Genomic DNA, 19,989 nt, shown 5'->3' on the forward strand with positions numbered 1-19,989 from the left:
GTTATGCCTTCTCCACTGTCACTTCACCAAAGGGTTGGCCGAGCATTGAGGTGTCTCTCAGTCCTGTGGAAATCCACACACACCCTTCCGGAATGGAATCGTCCAATGCCACTGGGAGTGTTGCCTGGTAGCCGTTCTGCCTGATCAATGCGTTTTCTGCGGAGTTGAGGCCCTGGCGTTCGGCCTCTATCGGATGCAGCCGAATCACTGCCTCGCCGGCATCCTTGGTTTGCTGCAGTGCCGTGGCCCGGCGTACCAGGGGATCGGTTGCATAGAGCGGCGTATCACCGCCACGCTGCAGACCATCCACGCCGAGTCTTGGTTCTAGATCCGTTGCTGGAGAGAGCTTGTTATCCAGCGACACATCCTCACAAAGGAGACGCAGCTCCTCACCTATCTCGCCGGGATCGGTATAATCGAATCCCTGTTGATTCAGTAAATTGCCCAGGACACGAAGTATCTTCCATCCGGGTCGCGCCTCGCCCTGCGGTTTGACCGCCCCCCGACACTGTTGCCAGGCACCTTCGGCATTGACATAGGTGCCGGAAGTCTCTGTGAATATCGCCATCGGCAACAGGATATCGCAACAGGCTTCCAGTTCAGGGCTAGTATAGGCACTGATGGCCACTACCATATCTGCGCTCTGCAGTGCCGTTTGCGAGAGTGCGCCGTTATGGAAATCCATACCGGGTTCAACGCCCAGCAACAGATAACCGCTGCATGGCTGCTGAAGCATGCCTAACGCATCCAGGCCGGTACTCTCTGCCGGTTTGCCGCCCGCCTGCAGGTAGGGGACTGCACCGGCCAGCTGCGCGCCAACACTGTTGACCGCGGCCGGCACGATCGATAGCTTGGCGCCAGTGGCCTCCGCCAGGGTGGCCGCGAGCGAATATAGCAGGGAGAAGTCGGGATGTGATTGAGCCATGGCCCCCAGCATCACGGCTGATGTATCACCGTCTTTAAGTCCCTTGGCAGCTGCCTTGGCATCCTCATTCGCATCGGCTGCGTCGAGCAGCTTACCGATCGTGCCTCCCTGTTTGACACCAGCGGCCTTGGCGACCGCCGCCAAGTGCTTGACCATTTCACCCGGCGTGCATATCAATTGCCGGGATTTGTAAATGAGTTCCAGATGCTGTGGTGTGATGACATGGATATCGGCACCGGCCAGTGCGGCCTTGCGCAGGCGATGAGCCAGTATCGGTTGCTCCTTGCGCAGGTTGCCGCCTACCACGAGGGCGGCGTCCAGGCTGTCGATTTCGCCGATCTTCATACCCAGCCAGTTGACCCGTTTGAGACTGTTGTCGAGACGGAAATCACCTTGGCGCAATCGGCTGTCGATATTGTTGCAACCCAGTCCGTTCATCAGTTTCTGTGTCAGATAGAGCTCTTCCAGGGTCGCGGTGGGTGAAACCAACGCACCGATCTGATCGGCCGCTTTGATCTCCCCCAGACTCGCCGCAGCCATCTCCAGCGCCATGTCCCAACTCACATCCTTCCATTCACCATCCTTCTTGATCATCGGCGTGGTCAGACGGTCACTGCTGTAGAGCCCCTCGTAGCTGAAACGGTCTCGATCGGAAATCCAGGTTTCATTGATCGACTCATTGTCCCTGGGGTGTACCCGCATGACCTTGTTGCCACGCAGATGCAGATTGATATTCGAGCCCAGGCTGTCATGAGGGGCTATGGCATCCACCTGGGTCAACTCCCAGGCCCGCGCATTGAAACGGAACGGCTTGGAGGTCAGTGCGCCGACCGGGCAGAGGTCGATGACATTGCCGGAGAGTTCCGAATCCACGCTTTTCTCGATGTAGGTACCGATGACGGTATGCTCTCCCCGACCCGTGGCCCCCATCTCACGAATACCCGCAATCTCATCACCGAAACGCACACAGCGGGTACAGTGGATACAACGGGTCATATCAGTGGCAATCAACGGCCCGATATTCTTATCCGCCACGACACGCTTGCCCTCGCTATAGCGGGAGACATCCCGGCCATAACCGATAGCGACGTCCTGCAGTTCACACTCGCCACCCTGATCGCAGATCGGGCAGTCCAGCGGGTGGTTGATGAGCAGAAATTCCATGGTCCCCTTCTGGGCGGCCAGCGCCCTGGGGGAACGGGTGAAGACCTTCATGCCGTCAGCGACCGGCGTCGCACAGGCCGGCAGTGGCTTCGGCACCTTCTCTACCTCGACCAGACACATCCGGCAGTTGGCTGAAACAGATAGCTTCTTATGGTAGCAAAACCGCGGAATACGGATACCTGCCGCATCGGTGACATCGATGAGCATGCTGCCGGCCTCTGCCTGCAATGCTTGGCCGTCTACTTCAATGGTGACTGTAGAATCTGTCATCTTCGTGTTCTATCTCTTCAAGACCTCAGCCAAGCCCGACCATGCAACGCTTATGGTCGATGTGATGCTGAAATTCATGCCGAAAATGGCGCAACATTCCCTGTACCGGCATCGCCGCCGCATCGCCCAGGGCGCAGATTGTTTTGCCGCTGATCTTATCCGCCACGTCATCCAGCAGATCCAGGTCCTCCTGGCGGCCCTGGCCGGTTTCGATACGATGCACGATCCGATAGAGCCAACCAGTGCCTTCCCGGCAGGGTGTGCATTGGCCGCAAGACTCTTCGTGGTAGAAATAGGACATGCGCTCCAGGACCTTGACCATACAGTTGGTATCATCCAGTACGATGACGGCGCCGGAACCGAGCATCGAACCCGCACCGGCGATGGTGTCATAATCCATGGTCAGTTCCATCATCTGATCACCCGGAATCACCGGGGCGGAGGAACCGCCGGGTATGACCGCCTTGATCTTGTGCCCATTCTTCATGCCACCGGCCATCGCTAGCAGTTCAGAGAAAGGCGTACCCATGGGAATCTCAAACACACCCGGATTATTGATATTGCCGGAGATGGAGAACAGCTTTGAGCCGCCACTGTTTTTCACCCCGATATCGGCGAACCACTCACCACCCTTCTCCATGATCATCGGAATCGAGGCCAGACTCTCGGTATTGTTGATAATGGTGGGGCAGCCATAGAGGCCGAAATGGGCAGGGAATGGGGGTTTGTAACGGGGTTGACCCTTCTTGCCTTCAATGGACTCCAGCAGGGCCGTCTCCTCACCGCAGATATAGGCGCCGGCACCCAGATGGGTATGCAATTCGAAGTCATATCCGGACCCCAGCAGATCCTTACCCAGATAACCCGCTTTCCGCGCCTCTTCCAGGGCCTGCTCGAAACGCTCGTAGGGCTCCCAGAACTCGCCACGGATGTAGTTGTAACCACGGGTCGCACCGATGGCATAACCGGCGATCACCATCCCTTCAATCAATTGGTGGGGGTTGTAGCGCAGAATATCCCGATCCTTGAAGGTACCGGGCTCACCCTCATCCGAATTGCAGACGACGTATTTCTGTCCCGGCGCATTTCGCGAGATGAAACTCCACTTCAATCCGGTAGGAAATCCCGCACCACCGCGTCCTCGCAAGCCCGATTTCTTGACCTCCTCGATAATCGCTTCAGGGGCCGTCTTCTCGGTGAGGATCTTCTTCAGCATCTCGTAGCCGCCGCGACTCTGGTACTGCTCAAGCAGCCAGGGGCGTTCGAGATCCAAGGTTCGTAAACAGACTTCATTGGCCATCCGGTTTACTCCAGGCCTTCCAGGATCGCATCGACGATCTCCGGGGTCAGATTTTCATAATATTGCCTACCGATCTGCATCATCGGTGCGCCTCCGCAGGCACCCAGGCACTCCACCTCTTTGAGAGAGAAACGGCCATCCTCCGTCACCTCGCCGAAACCGATACCGAGCTTCTTCTCCAGGTGCTCCACGATCAAATCCGATTTGTTGGTCATGCATGAGACATTGGTGCAAACACAGATCTTGTGCTTGCCCACCGGTTTCAGCTCGTACATCGAGTAGAAGGTTGCCACTTCGTACACGGCGATCGGCGGCATATCCAGGTAAGTCGCGACCTGATCCATCAACTCCGTTGTAAGCCAACCACCATTACTGTCCTGCACCACCATCAAGGCACCCATTACGGCGGACTGTTTCCACTCCGCTGGGTATTTGGCGATCCAACGGTCTATCTCCGCCCGGATTTCGGGGGTGAAGCGTTCCTTTTTTTCATTTGCAGTTGTTGTCGTCATCTATTTTCTTTCTTAACGATCTATTTCACCGAACACCACATCCATGGTGCCGATTACCGCGACCACATCGGCCAGCATGTGCCCCCTGACCATCTCGTCCATGGCCGCAAGATGGGGAAATCCCGGTGCGCGTATCTTCAGGCGATAGGGTTTGTTGGCGCCATCGGAGATGATGTAACAACCGAACTCGCCTTTGGGCGCCTCGACCGCGGCATAAGCCTCGCCTACGGGTGGGCAGTAGCCCTCGGTGAAAAGCTTGAAATGGTGTATCAGGCCTTCCATGTCCTCCTTCATGTCATTCCTTGAGGGTGCGACGATCTTGTTGTCATCCAGCATCACCGGACCCGGATTCGCCCGCAGCCAATCGATGCACTGTTTGACGATACGGTTGGATTGACGCATCTCCTCGATCCGCACCAGGTAACGGTCGTAACAGTCGCCGTTTTTCCCCACAGGGATATCGAAATCCACCTGATCGTAGGCGGCATAGGATTGCTTTTTGCGAAGGTCCCAGGCCACCCCTGAACCACGTAGCATGGGGCCGGTAAAACCGAGCTGTATCGCCCGCTCCGGCGAGACCACACCGATGCCCACTGTACGCTGTTTCCAGATACGGTTGTCGGTCAGCAGAGTTTCGTACTCATCCACCAGCCCAGGGAAACGGTTGCTGAAGTCTTCGATGAAATCGAGTAACGATCCCTGCCTGGCCTCGTTTCTAGCCTCTACATCACGTCCGGTGACCCACTGACTGGCCTGGTATTGGGGCATCTGATCCGGCAGATCCCGATAGACACCGCCCGGTCGGTAGTAGGCCGCGTGCATACGTGCGCCGGACACGGCTTCGTAACAGTCGAACAGATCCTCTCGCTCACGAAAGGCATACAGGAAAACAGTCATGGCACCGACATCCAGCGCGTGGGTGCCCAGCCACATCAGATGATTGAGGATGCGCGTTATCTCGTCGAACATGGTACGGATATATTGCGCGCGTACGGGCGCCTCGATACCCAGCAGCTTTTCAATCGCCCTGACATATCCGTGCTCGCTACACATCATTGACACATAGTCGAGGCGGTCCATGTAGGGAATGCTTTGATTGTAGGGCTTGCTCTCGGCCAGTTTCTCGGTGGCGCGATGGAGTAGACCGACATGCGGGTCGGCACGTTCGATCACTTCCCCATCCATCTCAAGCACCAGGCGCAGAACACCGTGGGCCGCGGGGTGCTGAGGACCGAAATTCAAGGTGTAGTTATGGATCTCAGGCATCACTGGCATCCTGCATGGCGCTATCCACATCGAGATAGCGGTTGTCATCACGTGTCACTCGCGGTACCAGCGTACGCGGATCGATGCTCACAGGCTCATAGATGACACGCTTCAGATTCGGGTCATAGCGCATTTCCACCTGGCCGATAAGCGGGAAGTCCTTGCGGAATGGATGACCGATAAAGCCGTAGTCGGTAAGAATTCGTCGCAGATCGGGGTGACCGTCGAACAGGATGCCATAGAGATCGAATGCCTCTCGTTCAAACCAATCCGCACTCTGCCACACTGGGACTACTGAGGCGACGATCGGTTGTTCGGTATCGACAAATACCCGCAAACGCAATCGTGTGTTTTGGCTGATGGAGAGCAGATGATAGACGGCCGCAAAGCGATTCGACTCCATCGACTCCAACTCTCCAAGCGGTGTCACACCACGTCCGAATCCGCTATTGGGGGCGCTATCGGTTTGCCATTCGGACTGACCATAACTGGAATAGTCGACACCGCAGACATCGATCAACTCCTCAAAACCGAACTGTTCGCCATCCCTGAGTCGTAACGCCACATCGCTCAGCTGTTCTGCCGGCACCACCAGCGTCACTTCACCGCAGCTGCGTTCCACGCTGCAGCCTGTCTCTTCAAATGCGCGGGTAAGATCCTCCGCCAGCCGATCGAGGCGATCATGCATCCCATTCTGTGCACTGCTGCTCATGTTATCTCCACCTTAGCGTGCGATAGTACTGGTACGGCGAATCTTGTCCTGCAGTTGGAGCACCCCATAAAGCAGTGCTTCGGCGGTTGGTGGACAACCTGGTACATAGACATCGACCGGGACCACCCGGTCACAGCCTCTTACGACCGAGTAGGAGTAGTGGTAATAACCACCTCCGTTGGCGCATGAGCCCATGGAGATTACCCAGCGCGGCTCTGCCATCTGATCGTAGACCTTACGCAGAGCGGGAGCCATTTTATTGACCAGGGTACCCGCAACAATCATCACGTCCGACTGCCGGGGGCTGGGCCGGAATATGATGCCGAAGCGATCCATATCGTACCGTGCCGCCGCGGCATGCATCATCTCCACCGCACAGCATGCCAAGCCGAAAGTCATCGGCCACATCGAACCGGTACGCGCCCAATTGATCAATTTATCTGCAGAAGTGGTAATGACACCCTTCTCCAGAATACCCTCAATTCCCACAATCTACCTCCAAAAACAGTCGTGAATACTCTCCTGATTCCGGGCCGATTATTCCCATTCCAAGGCTCCCTTCTTCCACTCATAAATGAAGCCTATGACGAGAATGACGAGAAAAACCATCATGGCGATGAATCCGACCATACCGATCTGATCCAATACCACAGCCCAGGGAAAGAGGAAGGCGATCTCAAGATCGAAGATGATGAACAGGATGGCAACCAGGTAGTAACGCACGTCGAACTTCATGCGTGAATTCTCGAATGCTTCGAATCCGCATTCGTAGGGAGAGAGTTTTTCATCGTCGGGTTTTCTTGTGCCCAACAGAAAACCGAGTGCTATAACGACACCACCCATCACAAAGGCAACTGAGAGAAAAATCAAGATGGGTAGATAGTTTTCGAGCATCAGTGTGCTGCCCCCTCGTGTCGTTCAATCGTTATGTTTTTAAGCGAATTTCAGGGAAGGCCCGGAGTCTATCCTTTGCCGCATTATCGTGTCAAGTAGCAAGGAAAGTGATATCCCCAATGAATTCAATTAGTTATTATACTTTTGCACCCATAAAAAAACGGTATTGGATAGAAATAACCCAATACCGTTTTCATTGTTGGTACCGATGGCCGGATTTGAACCGGCACGGCTTTCGCCACTACCCCCTCAAGATAGCGTGTCTACCAATTCCACCACATCGGCAAAAATCTAATCGACACTTACTCCTTAAGTTGCTCCTTCGACTCTTCGGCAGTTGCAGCACCCTCGGTTTGTGAGGTCGTCGTCTCGACCGGCTCGACCGGTGGCACAGCCTCGATCGCAGGCTTCGCCTCCTCAGCTGGCGGGACAATAGCGGGTATGTCGCTCTCTACCGGCACAGGCGGTATGTCGCTCTGCTGAACCTCCTCCACCTGAACTGCAGGCGCCTGATCCAGTGCCTCCATGACACCGACCTGTTCGTTTCTCTGGGAAGCAAAATAGGCCATCACCATACTGGTGATAAAAAACAGGGTCGCCAGCAAGGCTGTTGTCCGGGTCAGAAACGAGGCGGACCCCTTGGCACCAAATACCGTACCCGAGGCACCACTGCCGAAGGCAGCGCCCATGTCCGCACCTTTCCCGTGCTGTATCAGGATCAATCCCACCAGGCCAACGGCTAGGAAGATATGAAACACGGTCAATATAGTTTGCATTTGCTTAATGTCCTAATAGGGCCCGTTATCACGAATTCAATCCGCTGCGGTACAGATACCCAGGAAATCCTCGGCCGTCAGGGAGGCTCCCCCGATCAAACCGCCATCGATATCGGACTTCCCGATCAATTCTGCGGCGTTACCAGGCTTCATGGAGCCACCATAGAGTATACGCAACCCTTCCGCGACTTCACTGCTCTTCTCAGCCACCCGGGAACGAATGAACGCATGCACCTCCTGCGCCTGATCGGGGGTAGCGGTCTTTCCGGTGCCTATGGCCCAAACCGGCTCATAGGCGATAACACCGTGAGCCAGGGCATCGACACCCTCAAGCGCAATCACTGCATCGAGCTGTCGGGCCACGACTTCGTTAGTGGTGCCCGCTTCCCGTTCCTCAAGCGTCTCGCCGATGCAGAGGATGGGTACCAATCCGGCAGCACGCGCCACTGCGTATTTCTTTGCCACCAGTTGATCGCTCTCGGCATGGTAGGTGCGACGCTCGGAGTGCCCCACGATGACATATTTGCATCCGAAATCGTTGAGCATGGAGGCGGCAACCTCACCGGTATAGGCGCCGGACGACTCTGTCGACAGATCCTGGCCGCCCCAAGCGATATCGCTGCCCGAAAGCAGTTTCTCCACCTCAGGTAGATAGATATAGGGTGGACAGACCGCCACCTCTGCACTCTTGACATCACCGACACCACGACCGATGCCGTCAAGCAAGCTGCGAACACTCTCGAGAGAACCGTTCATCTTCCAGTTTCCGGCAACCAGTGGTCTACGCATGCCTTCACTCCTGCGATCAAAAGAAAGCGCGCTAGCTTAACGGTCAATGGGTTTGAAATCAATCTCAATCGATGGCGAACCCGCTCAGCTTCGCACTTCTTACTCGCTGGTGACCAGTTCCTTCACCGTGGTGGCGATATGGTCTGACAGGTCATCAACCATTGTCCCGTCATTCCCCTCCACCATGACACGTATCAGTGGCTCCGTACCCGAGGGCCTGAGCAGAACTCGTCCACTGCTGCCCATTTCGACCTCAGCTTCACGAACCGAACGTCTCACCTGTTCCGAATCCATGATCTCCTGCGGGTTTCGGCTGCCGAGATGGACATTTGTCAGTTTTTGCGGGTATTTACTCATCCCGGCACATAACTCACGCAAGGTACTGTTTGTTGCGTACATCTCTTCCAATACCTGCAGGGCGGCAATAATCCCGTCACCGGTGGTTGTGCGGTCAAGGCAGATGATGTGCCCCGACTGTTCGCCACCGAGCACCCAGCCTTTTTCAGTGAGGCGTTCCATGATGTAGCGATCCCCCACCTGGGTCCGCTCGAAAACCACCCCATGATCCCTCAGCGCATGTTCGAGTCCGAGATTGCTCATCAGGGTACCGACAACCGCACCCTTGAGCACACCATGCCTCATCCTGGAACAGGCGATGATATAGAGAATTTCATCACCATCCACCTCATTGCCCTGATCATCCACCATGATCAGTCGATCGCCGTCGCCATCCAGGGCAATGCCCAGGTCCGCCTTGTGTTCCAACACCGCTTGTTTCAGGTGTTCGGGATAGGTCGAGCCGACACCATCATTGATATTGAATCCATTCGGCTGGTTTCCGATGGCGATCACATCCGCGCCCATCTCATCAAACACATAGGGTGCAATGTTATAGGTAGCTCCATTGGCGCAATCGACCACGATCTTCATGCCTTTGAAGCGGGTCTTGAGGGGAATCGTGCTTTTGCAGAATTCGATATAACGACCTTCCGCCGCCATCTTCTCCGCCCTGCCAAGGTCGGATGAGTCGACCGTCAACAACGGCTTCTCCATCTCCGCCTCGATCGCGGTCTCAAGCTCATCCGGGAGTTTGAGCCCCTCGGCCGAAAAGAATTTGATACCATTATCCTGATAGGGATTATGAGATGCACTGATGACGACTCCTGCCTGGGCATGCAGGGTCCGGGTCAGATAGGCAACACTGGGCGTCGGCATGGGTCCCAGCAAGGTGATATTCACCCCGGCCGCCGTCAGACCGGCCTCGAGCGCCGATTCCAACAAGTAGCCGGAGATACGGGTATCTTTTCCGATCAACACCCTGCTTTTGGCCTCTGTGCCCAGAACCCTGCCCACGGCCCAGCCAAGCTTCAGCACAAATTCAGGCGTGATCGGCCCCTCACCGAATCGTCCGCGCACCCCGTCTGTTCCAAAATATTTCCGACTCACTAAACCGTCCTCAATTAGCTATATGGCGGATCTGACCGCTGACGCCACCTTGAGTGCATCAACCGTTTCACGTACATCATGTACCCTGATAATAGCGGCGCCTCCCATAACGGCAACCACTGCCGCCGCGACACTCCCCATGAGTCGTTCGTTCACGGGCAGATCCCCGAGTATCGACCCGACCATCGATTTTCTTGATATCCCCACCAGTACCGGGGCAGCGAGTTCATCCAACGCCTGCAGTTCTTTCAGCAGGATCAGATTATGCTCAAGTGACTTACCGAAGCCAAACCCCGGATCGACTATCATATTGTGGCGTGCGATACCTGCTGCTTCGCCCGCATCCAGACGCTGCCGCAGGAATCGCCTGACCTCATCCACCACGTTCCCGTAATGCGGCGCATCCTGCATGGTTCTCGGTTTCCTCTGCATATGCATGAGACAGACCGGAACTGTTGTCTCGGCCGCCGCCTCCAGTGCGCCGAGCTCCCGCAGCGCCATAACGTCATTGATCATGCCGGCACCGGCAGAAACCGCTTCACGCATCACCAGCGGTTTATTGGTATCGATGGAGATCGGTACGGGAATGGCCTGCGCCAGCCTTTCTATGATGGGAATAACTCGGTCGAGTTCTTCATCTACCGATACCGGCTGCGCACCGGGGCGGGTGGACTCCCCGCCGATATCGATAACGGCAGCACCCTCCTCCACCATGTGCAGGGCGTGCTTTAAAGCCACATCAGGATTCAGGAAACGCCCGCCATCCGAAAACGAGTCGGGTGTCAGGTTGAGAATACCCATGACCTGGGGCGAGCCCAGGTCCAGTTGTTTTCCTGCACAATCGAGAATCAATGAGAAGCAGCTGTCAGTGCTGGCCGGCGGGACCGCCGATGGTTCCCGAGACATCATCAGAAGAGGGAGACTCGCCGGATGGGCGGGTATCGTCATCAGAACCGATATCGCTTTCATCCCAATCCTTTGGCGGTCGTGGCGTCTTGCCTGCCATGATGTCGTCGATCTGTTCCGTATCGATGGTCTCGTATTTCATCAACGCCTTGGCCATGACATGGAGTTTTTCCAGATTCTCGTCGAGAATCTTCTCGGCGCGCTCATAGTTCCGGTCAATAAAGCTGCGGATCTCCTCATCGATGGTATGCGCCGTATCGTCGGATACGTTTTTATGCTGGGTCACCGAGCGTCCGAGAAAGACTTCCTCTTCCTCCTCACTGTACATCAGCGGGCCGAGGCGCTCCGACAGGCCCCATTTGGTGACCATGTTGCGCGCCAGATCGGTGGCACGCTTGATATCGTTGGAAGCGCCGGTGGTGACCTTGTCGATTCCGAAGATCAGCTCTTCGGCGATACGCCCACCGAACAGACTGGAGATCTGACTCTCCAGATGTTCTTTACTGTAGCTGTAACGATCAGCCTCAGGGAGAAACATAGTAACGCCGAGTGCCCTACCACGGGGAATGATGCTCACCTTGTAGACCGGATCGTGAGACGGCACCAGTCGGCCGACGATGGCATGACCCGACTCATGGTAGGCGGTCAGTTTCTTCTCGTCTTCACTCATCACCATGGTACGGCGTTCCGTACCCATCATGATCTTGTCTTTCGCCTTCTCCATCTCCTCCATGCCAACCAGGGTCTTGTTGGCACGGGCGGCAAACAGGGCGGCCTCATTCACAAGATTGGCCAGATCGGCGCCGGAGAAACCGGGTGTTCCACGGGCAATGATAGCGGGTTTCACATCTTCGGATGCAGCCACCTTGCGTAGATGGACCTTGAGAATCTGCTCACGTCCGCGCACATCGGGCAGGGGCACCACCACCTGGCGGTCAAATCGGCCCGGCCGCAGCAACGCCGGATCCAACACATCCGGACGGTTGGTCGCAGCAATCACGATAACCCCTTCATTACCCTCGAAACCGTCCATCTCCACCAACAGCTGGTTCAGGGTCTGCTCGCGCTCGTCATGACCGCCGCCGAGCCCCGCGCCACGATGCCGTCCCACGGCATCGATCTCGTCGATAAAGATGATGCAGGGCGCATGCTTCTTGGCCTGTTCAAACATATCGCGCACCCGGGAGGCACCGACACCCACAAACATCTCCACGAAGTCTGAACCCGAGATGGTGAAAAACGGCACCTTGGCTTCACCGGCGATCGCCTTGGCAAGCAGGGTCTTACCGGTACCGGGGGAACCGACCATCAACACACCTTTGGGGATCTTGCCGCCGAGTTTCTGGAACTTTGACGGATCACGCAGGAAGTCTACCATCTCGGATACCTCTTCCTTGGCCTCCTCGACGCCCGCCACATCGTTGAAGGTCACCTTGACCTGATCCTCACTCAACATCCGAGCCTTGCTCTTACCGAATGACATGGCGCCACGGCCAGCCCCACCACCCTGCATTTGACGCATGAAAAATATCCACAGACCGATCAGCACGAACAGCGGAAACCAGTTGATCAGAATGTTCATCAACAGAGAGGGTTTCTCCGGCGGATTCGCCTTAATCTCAACACTACTATTGAGCAGGTCGCTGACCAGCATGTCGTCACCCGGACTGTAGGTGGAGAAGCGCTGCCCTGAAGTCAATGTGCCGGTAATATCGCGCCCATTACCGCTGAACTCGACCTCTTTCACCTGCCCCGATTTCACATTGACAATGAACTCGGAGTAGTTCATTGGTTGTGCCTTCGGCTGGGTAGTTGAGAAATTATTGAAGACCGTCATCAAAACGATGGCGATCACTACCCAGAGAATCAAATTTTTTGCCATGTCGTTCAAAATCAAAAAACCTCTTTATCAATCCCGTCATCGTGCGGGATTTAAATCTTCCATATCGGCATTTGCAGATCGGGGGATGGTTTTACTCCATCCGGCACGGCCGATTTCTCAATAATACCCCGAAAAAACCCTAATTATCTGTGCAAATTACTGATTTTTTGGACTTACTGGTTGGTACGGTACACCATCTTAAAGTTCCCCGCTACCAGATAGACCTCACGGCTTTTGGCCCGCGATGAGCTGGGTTTACGGCTCACCACGCGCTTAAAATCACGACGAAGCGCCTTCAGGTAAGCGTCGAATCCCTCTCCCTGGAATATCTTAACGACAAAACAGCCGCCTGGCTTTAACACTTCGCGAGCAAAATCAAGGGCCAGCTCGCAAAGATATATAGCCCTTGGCTGATCAACGCTTGCTATACCTGTAACATTGGGCGCCATATCTGAAATTACAAGGTCCACGGCCTCCCCATCCAGGGATTTTTCCAGTTCTTCAAGTGGTTGCGCTTCACGAAAATCCCCCTGAATAAACTCCACACCGGCCATGGGGTCCATTGGCAGTATATCCATCGCCACGATGCGCCCCTTCTCACCTACCAGTTCCCGCGCCACCTGACACCACCCGCCCGGGGCGGCACCCAGATCCACAACCTTCATGCCTGGCTTGAAAATATTATCTTTTTTCTGGATTTCCAGTAACTTAAATGCAGCCCGGGAACGATAACCCGCCTTTTGCGCCTGCTTTACATATTCGTCTTTGAAATGACGGTCCAGCCATTGGCGACTGCTTTTACTGCGCTTCATGAGACTGCTGAGTCCTTAATGACTGCATAACCTACAGGTTAGATGATAATTGGCGTTCATTTCACAACAAATTGCATGGATTGGATAATTTAACAGAATCCTATTCCTTAAAACCTATTATTTTAGAGCAGCAAATGAATGCGAATCACTGCAAATGTACGCTTAAAATAGCGAAGAGCATACCTGGCATTGAGAGATGTTGACTGCTTGGTGAACCCTTTTCTCGACTTTTAGGGAATAATCAGGATTTGGCCTATTTCAATCGCCGGATTTCATAAGCTTTTGTTTTTTAATTTGCGCATATTTGCGGTGATTCGCGTCCATTTGCGGCCTGCTTTTCTCTTAGAAACCTTTAACACTAATCCAGCCTCAATGTTCCACTCGACGGGGAAAAGATATAGAATCCGCCTCCCCATTGATAACAAGATGTCCACCATGCCGCTTACAGCCGCACAAAACCGCTCATTGAAAAAACTCGCCCACGACCTCAAGCCAGTGGTTATCATAGGTCAGCACGGCCTGAGTGAAAATGTGCTGAAAGAAATCGACACCACACTCAACACCCATGAACTGATCAAGGTCAAACTGGCGGGTGCCGACAAGGAGGATCGGAAAGCACTCAGCAGCGAAATCGTAGCACGCCTGTCAGCGGAGCTGGTGCAGATCATTGGCCGGGTGGCTATCTTCTATCGCCCCAACCCAAAGAAAAAGAAAAATAGAATCGTGGTTTAATTTTGAATTGTTAATTATTACTCGTATCTCACTTCCAGTATCTCGAACTCCCTCGGCCCGCCCGGGGTCTCGAGGAATACATCATCCCCCTCCTGCTTGCCGATCAGCGCACGTGCGATTGGCGAACTGATAGAGACCAGGCCATGCTTGATGTCGGCTTCGTCATCGCCGACTATCTGATAGGTGAACTCCTCGTCATTGTCCAGCTCCAACACCACAACCGTTGCACCGAATACCACCTTCCCGCCGGCATCCAGTTTTGTCACATCGATGATCTGGGCATGGGAGAGTTTGCCTTCGATATCCTTTATACGTCCCTCGACAAAACCCTGCTGCTCACGGGCGGCATGATACTCCGCATTCTCCTTCAAATCGCCGTGCGCTCTCGCTTCCGCAATAGCTTTGATGACTTTCGGCCGCTCGACGATTTTCAACTGCTTCAGTTCCTCTTGCAGTTTTGCAGCGCCTTTGGCTGTCAACGGTACCTTACTCATCGGATCTGTCCTCTATAATCCTGTCTTTCTCTATCAGAAAAAAACCGTTAATACTCAATCCGCAAATGTCAATAAAATTAGGCTATTTCAGTGGCACTCAGGTTATAGGCACTATGAAATCTCTCACTATCAATTTGATAAGGTTTGATTGCAAGCAATCTATTTCCCGTAACCCTCAAATGTCTAATGTTTGCGTCAATTGGCGGTGACTAGCGTCTATTTGCGGCTTGTATTGCCTGTTCGTAAATGTATCTATTGATGCAGGTCCTGCAGTCGGTTGACGTTCAGATCATCCAGCTGTTTCAGCGCCAGACAGGTCGCTTCGGCACCGGATATTGTGGTGGTATAGCTGACCTTGTATTGCAGCGCGGTACGACGTATCTCCGCCGAGTCGGCAATCGCCTGGGCGCCTTCTGTGGTATTCACGATAAAACTGACTTCCTGGTTCTTGATGGAGTCGACGATATGCGGTCTACCCTCCATCACCTTGTTGATCCGTGCGCATTCAAGTCCGGCTTCCTGAATCGCTTTACAGGTGCCTCCGGTTGCCATCAGGGAAAAACCCAGATCGATCAAATCCTGCGCCACCTGCACGGCCCTCGCCTTGTCGGCGTTACGTACACTCAACAGTGCCCGCCCCCCCTGGGGAAGCACGGAGCCGGCGCCCATAATCGACTTATTGTAGGCCTCACCGAAGGTCCTGCCGACCCCCATCACTTCACCGGTGGATTTCATCTCAGGTCCGAGTACGGTATCCACGCCGGGAAATTTCACAAAAGGGAAGACCGCCTCTTTGACAAAATAGTTCTCCGGAATCACCTCTTTTGTTATGCCCTGGTCCTTGAGGGATGTTCCCGCCATGCAGCGGGCGGCGACCTTCGCCAACTGCACACCGGTCGCCTTGGAGACGAACGGCACGGTGCGCGAGGCGCGGGGATTGACCTCCAACAGATAGATCATGTCATCCTTGATCGCGAACTGTGCGTTCATTAGCCCGATCACCTTCAGTTCCAGGGCCATCTTGCGCATCTGTTCCCGCATACGATCCTGTACCGCCGCCGACAGGGTGTAGGGGGGCAGTGAGCAGGCGGAGTCTCCGGAGTGGACGCCTGCCTGTTCGATATGTTCCATGATGCCGCCGATGAGCACTTCCTTGCCGTCACTGATGGCGTCGATATCGACCTCGATGGCGTCATCCAGAAACCGATCCAGCAGTACCGGCGAATCGTTTGAGACACTCACCGCCTCGCGCATGTATCGCCGCAATTCGTTCTCGTTATAGACGATCTCCATGGCCCGTCCGCCCAGCACATAGGAGGGGCGCACCACCAGGGGATAGCCGATCTCATCGGCCAGTTGCACTGCGCTCTCGGTATCTCTTGCCGTCCTGTTGGGCGGCTGCCTGAGGTTGAGCTTTTCCACCAGTTGCTGAAAACGCTCACGATCCTCGGCGAGATCGATCGAGTCGGGGCTGGTGCCGATGATCGGCGCACCCGCCGCCTCGAGGTCATTGGCCAACTTGAGCGGGGTCTGGCCGCCATACTGCACGATCACGCCGGCGGGCTGTTCCTTATGGATGACTTCCAGCACATCCTCCAGGGTCAGGGGCTCAAAATAGAGCCGGTCCGAGGTGTCGTAATCGGTGGAGACCGTCTCCGGGTTACAGTTGACCATGATCGTTTCATAACCGTCGTCGCGCATCGCGAAGGCCGCGTGGACACAACAGTAGTCGAACTCGATACCCTGTCCGATGCGGTTGGGCCCGCCACCCAGGACCATGATCTTTTTCCGCTTCGAAGGTTCGGCCTCGCACTCTTCCTCATAAGTGGAATACATGTAGGCGGTACTGGTGGCAAATTCGGCGGCGCAGGTGTCGACCCGCTTGAAGACCGGCCGGATGCCGGCATCGTGACGCCGTTGACGAATCTCGGCTTCGTTGCTGTCAACCAGCTCGGCGATACGACGGTCGGCAAATCCCTTACGCTTGAGAAAGCGTAGCCGCTCACCGTCCAGCGCCTCCAATCCCTGGCCGGAGAGTTCGCGTTCGATATTCACCAGCTCCTCAATCTGCACCAGGAACCAGGGGTCGATGGCGCATATCTCGAATATCTCTTCCAGACTCATGCCGAAGCGAAAGCACTCGGCCACATACCAGAGCCGCTCTGGACCGGGCAGGCGGATCTCCCTGACCAGGGTGTCGCGTACATCCTCTTCGTTGAGATCGAGGATCTCGTTGAGACCGTATTTCCCAGTCTCGAGACCACGTAGCGCCTTTTGCAGCGACTCCTGGAAGGTGCGGCCTATCGCCATCACCTCGCCCACCGACTTCATCTGCGTGGTCAGACGATCGTCGGCCAGGGGAAACTTCTCGAAGGCGAAACGGGGTACCTTGGTCACTACATAATCGATACTGGGCTCGAAGGAGGCCGGTGTGGCGCCGCCGGTGATCTCATTCTGTAGTTCGTCCAGGGTGTAGCCCACCGCCAGCTTGGCCGCCACCTTGGCGATGGGGAAACCGGTGGCTTTGGAGGCCAGCGCGGAGGAGCGGGAGACCCGGGGATTCATCTCGATGATGATCATGCGCCCGTTCTCCGGATTAATCGCGAACTGGACGTTGGAACCACCGGTCTCCACGCCGATCTCGCGCAACACCGCCAGCGAGGCGTCGCGCATGATCTGGTACTCCTTATCGGTCAGGGTCTGGGCCGGCGCCACGGTGATGGAGTCACCGGTATGCACGCCCATGGGGTCCAGGTTCTCGATAGAGCAGATGATGATGCAGTTGTCGTTGCGGTCCCGCACCACCTCCATCTCATACTCTTTCCAACCGAGGATCGACTCCTCGATCAGCAGTTCATTTGTGGGTGAGAGGTCGAGTCCGCGCTCGCAGATCTCATCGAACTCATCCGGATTATAGGCGATGCCACCGCCGCTGCCGCCCATGGTAAAGGAGGGACGGATAATGGTGGGGAAGCCGATCTGGGCCTGAACCTGTTGTGCCTCCTCCATGCTGTGGGCGATGGCGGAACGGGGCATATCCAGGCCGATCTTGCGCATCGCCTGGCGGAACAGATCCCGGTCCTCCGCCTTGTCGATCGCCTCCCGCGAGGCGCCGATCATCTCCACACCGTACTTCTCCAGCACCCCTTCGCGCACCAGGTCGAGGGCCGAGTTGAGTGCGGTCTGTCCGCCCATGGTGGGCAGCAGGACATCCGGCCGCTCCTTTTCGATGATGCGCTCGAGGGTCTTCCAAGTGATCGGTTCGATATAGATCGCATCCGCCATGTCCGGATCGGTCATGATCGTCGCCGGGTTGGAGTTCACCAGTACCACCCGGAAACCCTCCTCCCGCAACGCCTTACACGCCTGCGCCCCGGAGTAGTCGAATTCACACGCCTGCCCGATTACGATCGGACCGGCGCCTATGATCATGATGCTGTTTATGTCTGTACGTTTTGGCATTTATCTACCGTCGAACCTCAAATTAGCCGCAAATGGACGCTAATCACCGCAAATTTTCGCTAAATCACTTTTGAATCGTCATGCCGCCAGACGATACGTTTAATTTCGGTTCTGGGTGTTCCGAAATTTATGAGCAGCGAAACAGTTAAATCTGTTGCCTTTAAATAATTGATGACTTGTGCCTTATGTTCTGGTGACAATCTTGCAACCGCCTTCACCTCAAGCAACAGGCAATTTTCAACAAGAATATCTGCAAAGTACTTCCCAACAACTTCCCCTTTATAGGTAACGTTCAACTGTTTCTGTCGCTCTACCTCGAGACCATTCCTAATCATCTCTACACATAGTGCTTTCTCATAAACACGCTCTAGAAATCCCGGTCCCAATTCATTACCGACGGTGTAGGCGCATCCAATAACCCGTTCCGAAATCCTTTTCGTACTATTTGTGTCCATTTGCGGTGATTAGCGTCTATTCGCGGCTTGAATCTCTTTCTTTCATCAAATCGATAAAATGATTGAATACCGGCGCCACGTCATGGGGTCCCGGGCTGGCCTCCGGGTGGCCCTGGAAGCTGAAGGCGGGTTTGTCGCTGCGATGAATGCCCTGCAGCGTACCGTCGAACAGGGACCGGTGGGTGGCGGTCAGGTGATCGGGGAGGCTCTGCTCGTCAACCGCAAAACCGTGGTTCTGGCTGCTGATCATCACCGTGCCCTGCTCCAGATCCTGCACCGGATGGTTGGCGCCGTGATGGCCGAATTTCATCTTCATGGTCTTGGCGCCGGAGGCCAATGCCAGCAACTGGTGCCCCAAACAGATACCGAACACAGGCATGCCTGTATCGACGATCTTGCCGATGGCATCGATGGCGTAGTCGCAGGGCTCCGGATCACCCGGTCCATTGGAGAGAAAGACCCCATCGGGCTGCAACGCCAGAACATCTTCCGCCGACATCTGCGCCGGCACCACGGTGACGCGGCACTCCCTGTCGACCAACATACGCAGGATATTGCGCTTGATACCGTAATCGTAAGCCACTACATGATACGGCAGCTTCTCGTCGATCGGATGGGGTGCCTCGGGATGGCCCTCTTCCAGCGACCAGGAGCCCTGGGCCCACTCATAGGGTAATGAGGTAGTGACTTCCTTCGCCAAGTCCATACCTTTCAGCCCGGGGAAACCCTTGGCCAACTCCAGTCCCTTGGCGGGATCGATATTGTCTCCCGCTATGATTGCGCCGTTTTGTGCGCCCTTCTCCCGCAGGATACGGGTCAGCTTGCGGGTATCGATGCCGGCAATGGCGATGATGCCGTGACGCTGCAGGTAGTGCTCGAGGGACTCCTCGGAGCGCCAATTGCTGGTGATCAGCGGCAGATCCCGTATCACCAGGCCGGCGGCGTGGATCTGGGTGGACTCCTCATCCTCCTGGTTGATGCCGGTGTTGCCGATATGGGGATAGGTCAGGGTAACGATCTGCTGGCGATAGGAGGGATCGGTCAGAATCTCCTGATAGCCGGTCATCGCCGTATTGAAAACCACTTCGCCGACGGTCTCACCCTCGGCGCCGATGGCTTCGCCCCTGAACCGGCTGCCATCCTCCAGGACCAGAATTGCGGGTTTTCTCAAGAGTCTCTCCACTACAGGCGT

Annotated in this window: 18 protein-coding genes and 1 tRNA gene; 1 reads left to right on the forward strand and 18 read right to left on the reverse strand. The window is 55.4% G+C overall.

Features of this window, described 5'->3' with window-relative positions:
* Window position 1 precedes the first annotated feature (1 nt).
* The 14 genes from nuoG to rlmE all read right to left on the reverse strand — a co-directional run bounded on the left by nuoG (window position 2) and on the right by rlmE (window position 13,654).
* Window positions 2-2,359 carry an NADH-quinone oxidoreductase subunit NuoG gene (nuoG, locus tag CODIS_RS10055; RefSeq protein WP_069124683.1) on the reverse strand — a complete coding sequence of 786 codons (2,358 nt, stop codon included), beginning with the start codon at window positions 2,357-2,359 and terminating at the stop codon, window positions 2-4.
* Window positions 2,360-2,384: 25 nt separating this feature from the next.
* Window positions 2,385-3,659 carry an NADH-quinone oxidoreductase subunit NuoF gene (gene nuoF / locus CODIS_RS10060; RefSeq protein WP_069124684.1) on the reverse strand — a complete coding sequence of 425 codons (1,275 nt, stop codon included), beginning with the start codon at window positions 3,657-3,659 and terminating at the stop codon, window positions 2,385-2,387.
* Window positions 3,660-3,664: 5 nt separating this feature from the next.
* Window positions 3,665-4,171 (reverse strand): NADH-quinone oxidoreductase subunit NuoE, encoded by a 507-nt coding sequence (gene nuoE / locus CODIS_RS10065; RefSeq protein WP_069124685.1) that lies wholly within the window; start codon window positions 4,169-4,171, stop codon window positions 3,665-3,667.
* A 12-nt stretch (window positions 4,172-4,183) separates the two neighbouring features.
* A complete protein-coding gene (locus tag CODIS_RS10070; protein ID WP_069124686.1) occupies window positions 4,184-5,437 on the reverse strand; it encodes an NADH-quinone oxidoreductase subunit D in 1,254 nt (417 codons plus the stop codon).
* Entirely contained in the window at window positions 5,430-6,125 is a 696-nt protein-coding gene (locus CODIS_RS10075) for an NADH-quinone oxidoreductase subunit C (RefSeq protein ID WP_201259023.1), read from the reverse strand. The genes CODIS_RS10070 and CODIS_RS10075 overlap by 8 nt, the downstream gene beginning before the upstream one ends.
* A gap of 36 nt (window positions 6,126-6,161) precedes the next feature.
* The gene (locus CODIS_RS10080) at window positions 6,162-6,638 is read right to left on the reverse strand and encodes a NuoB/complex I 20 kDa subunit family protein (RefSeq protein ID WP_069124688.1); all 477 of its coding nucleotides are present in this window, start codon (window positions 6,636-6,638) and stop codon (window positions 6,162-6,164) included.
* A gap of 48 nt (window positions 6,639-6,686) precedes the next feature.
* A complete protein-coding gene (locus CODIS_RS10085; RefSeq protein WP_069124689.1) occupies window positions 6,687-7,043 on the reverse strand; it encodes an NADH-quinone oxidoreductase subunit A in 357 nt (118 codons plus the stop codon).
* Between the two features lie 200 nt (window positions 7,044-7,243).
* Window positions 7,244-7,328: transfer RNA gene (locus CODIS_RS10090), tRNA-Leu, on the reverse strand.
* Window positions 7,329-7,345: 17 nt separating this feature from the next.
* Window positions 7,346-7,819, reverse strand: a complete 474-nt coding sequence (secG, locus tag CODIS_RS10095) for a preprotein translocase subunit SecG (protein ID WP_069124690.1) — start codon at window positions 7,817-7,819, stop codon at window positions 7,346-7,348.
* A gap of 36 nt (window positions 7,820-7,855) precedes the next feature.
* On the reverse strand, window positions 7,856-8,608 hold the full coding sequence (gene tpiA / locus CODIS_RS10100) for a triose-phosphate isomerase (protein WP_069124691.1): 753 nt from the start codon (window positions 8,606-8,608) through the stop codon (window positions 7,856-7,858).
* Window positions 8,609-8,707: 99 nt separating this feature from the next.
* Window positions 8,708-10,054, reverse strand: coding sequence for a phosphoglucosamine mutase (gene glmM / locus CODIS_RS10105; RefSeq protein WP_069124692.1), 1,347 nt, complete (start codon window positions 10,052-10,054; stop codon window positions 8,708-8,710).
* A gap of 18 nt (window positions 10,055-10,072) precedes the next feature.
* On the reverse strand, window positions 10,073-10,960 hold the full coding sequence (folP, locus tag CODIS_RS10110) for a dihydropteroate synthase (protein WP_069124693.1): 888 nt from the start codon (window positions 10,958-10,960) through the stop codon (window positions 10,073-10,075).
* Window positions 10,920-12,842, reverse strand: coding sequence for an ATP-dependent zinc metalloprotease FtsH (ftsH, locus tag CODIS_RS10115; protein ID WP_201259022.1), 1,923 nt, complete (start codon window positions 12,840-12,842; stop codon window positions 10,920-10,922). The genes folP and ftsH overlap by 41 nt, the downstream gene beginning before the upstream one ends.
* A gap of 173 nt (window positions 12,843-13,015) precedes the next feature.
* A complete protein-coding gene (rlmE, locus tag CODIS_RS10120; protein ID WP_069124694.1) occupies window positions 13,016-13,654 on the reverse strand; it encodes a 23S rRNA (uridine(2552)-2'-O)-methyltransferase RlmE in 639 nt (212 codons plus the stop codon).
* A 435-nt stretch (window positions 13,655-14,089) separates the two neighbouring features.
* Between rlmE and yhbY the strand changes: the two genes are divergently transcribed.
* The gene (yhbY, locus tag CODIS_RS10125; RefSeq protein WP_069124695.1) at window positions 14,090-14,386 is read left to right on the forward strand and encodes a ribosome assembly RNA-binding protein YhbY; all 297 of its coding nucleotides are present in this window, start codon (window positions 14,090-14,092) and stop codon (window positions 14,384-14,386) included.
* Between the two features lie 17 nt (window positions 14,387-14,403).
* On the opposite strand, the gene greA is transcribed toward yhbY, so the two are convergent.
* From greA to carA, 4 genes are all read right to left on the reverse strand, one after another.
* Window positions 14,404-14,880: a transcription elongation factor GreA gene (gene greA, locus CODIS_RS10130; protein WP_069124696.1), complete on the reverse strand. Its 477-nt coding sequence runs from the start codon at window positions 14,878-14,880 to the stop codon at window positions 14,404-14,406.
* Window positions 14,881-15,132: 252 nt separating this feature from the next.
* A complete protein-coding gene (gene carB, locus CODIS_RS10135; RefSeq protein WP_069124697.1) occupies window positions 15,133-18,342 on the reverse strand; it encodes a carbamoyl-phosphate synthase large subunit in 3,210 nt (1,069 codons plus the stop codon).
* 59 nt (window positions 18,343-18,401) lie between these two features.
* Window positions 18,402-18,797 carry a GxxExxY protein gene (locus tag CODIS_RS10140; protein WP_069124698.1) on the reverse strand — a complete coding sequence of 132 codons (396 nt, stop codon included), beginning with the start codon at window positions 18,795-18,797 and terminating at the stop codon, window positions 18,402-18,404.
* Window positions 18,798-18,813: 16 nt separating this feature from the next.
* Window positions 18,814-19,968, reverse strand: coding sequence for a glutamine-hydrolyzing carbamoyl-phosphate synthase small subunit (carA, locus tag CODIS_RS10145; RefSeq protein WP_069124699.1), 1,155 nt, complete (start codon window positions 19,966-19,968; stop codon window positions 18,814-18,816).
* Between the last annotated feature and the right edge of the window lie 21 nt (window positions 19,969-19,989).

This window comes from Candidatus Thiodiazotropha endolucinida (genome assembly GCF_001715975.1).
In the GTDB taxonomy this organism is placed as follows: Bacteria; Pseudomonadota; Gammaproteobacteria; order Chromatiales; family Chromatiaceae; genus Thiodiazotropha; species Thiodiazotropha endolucinida.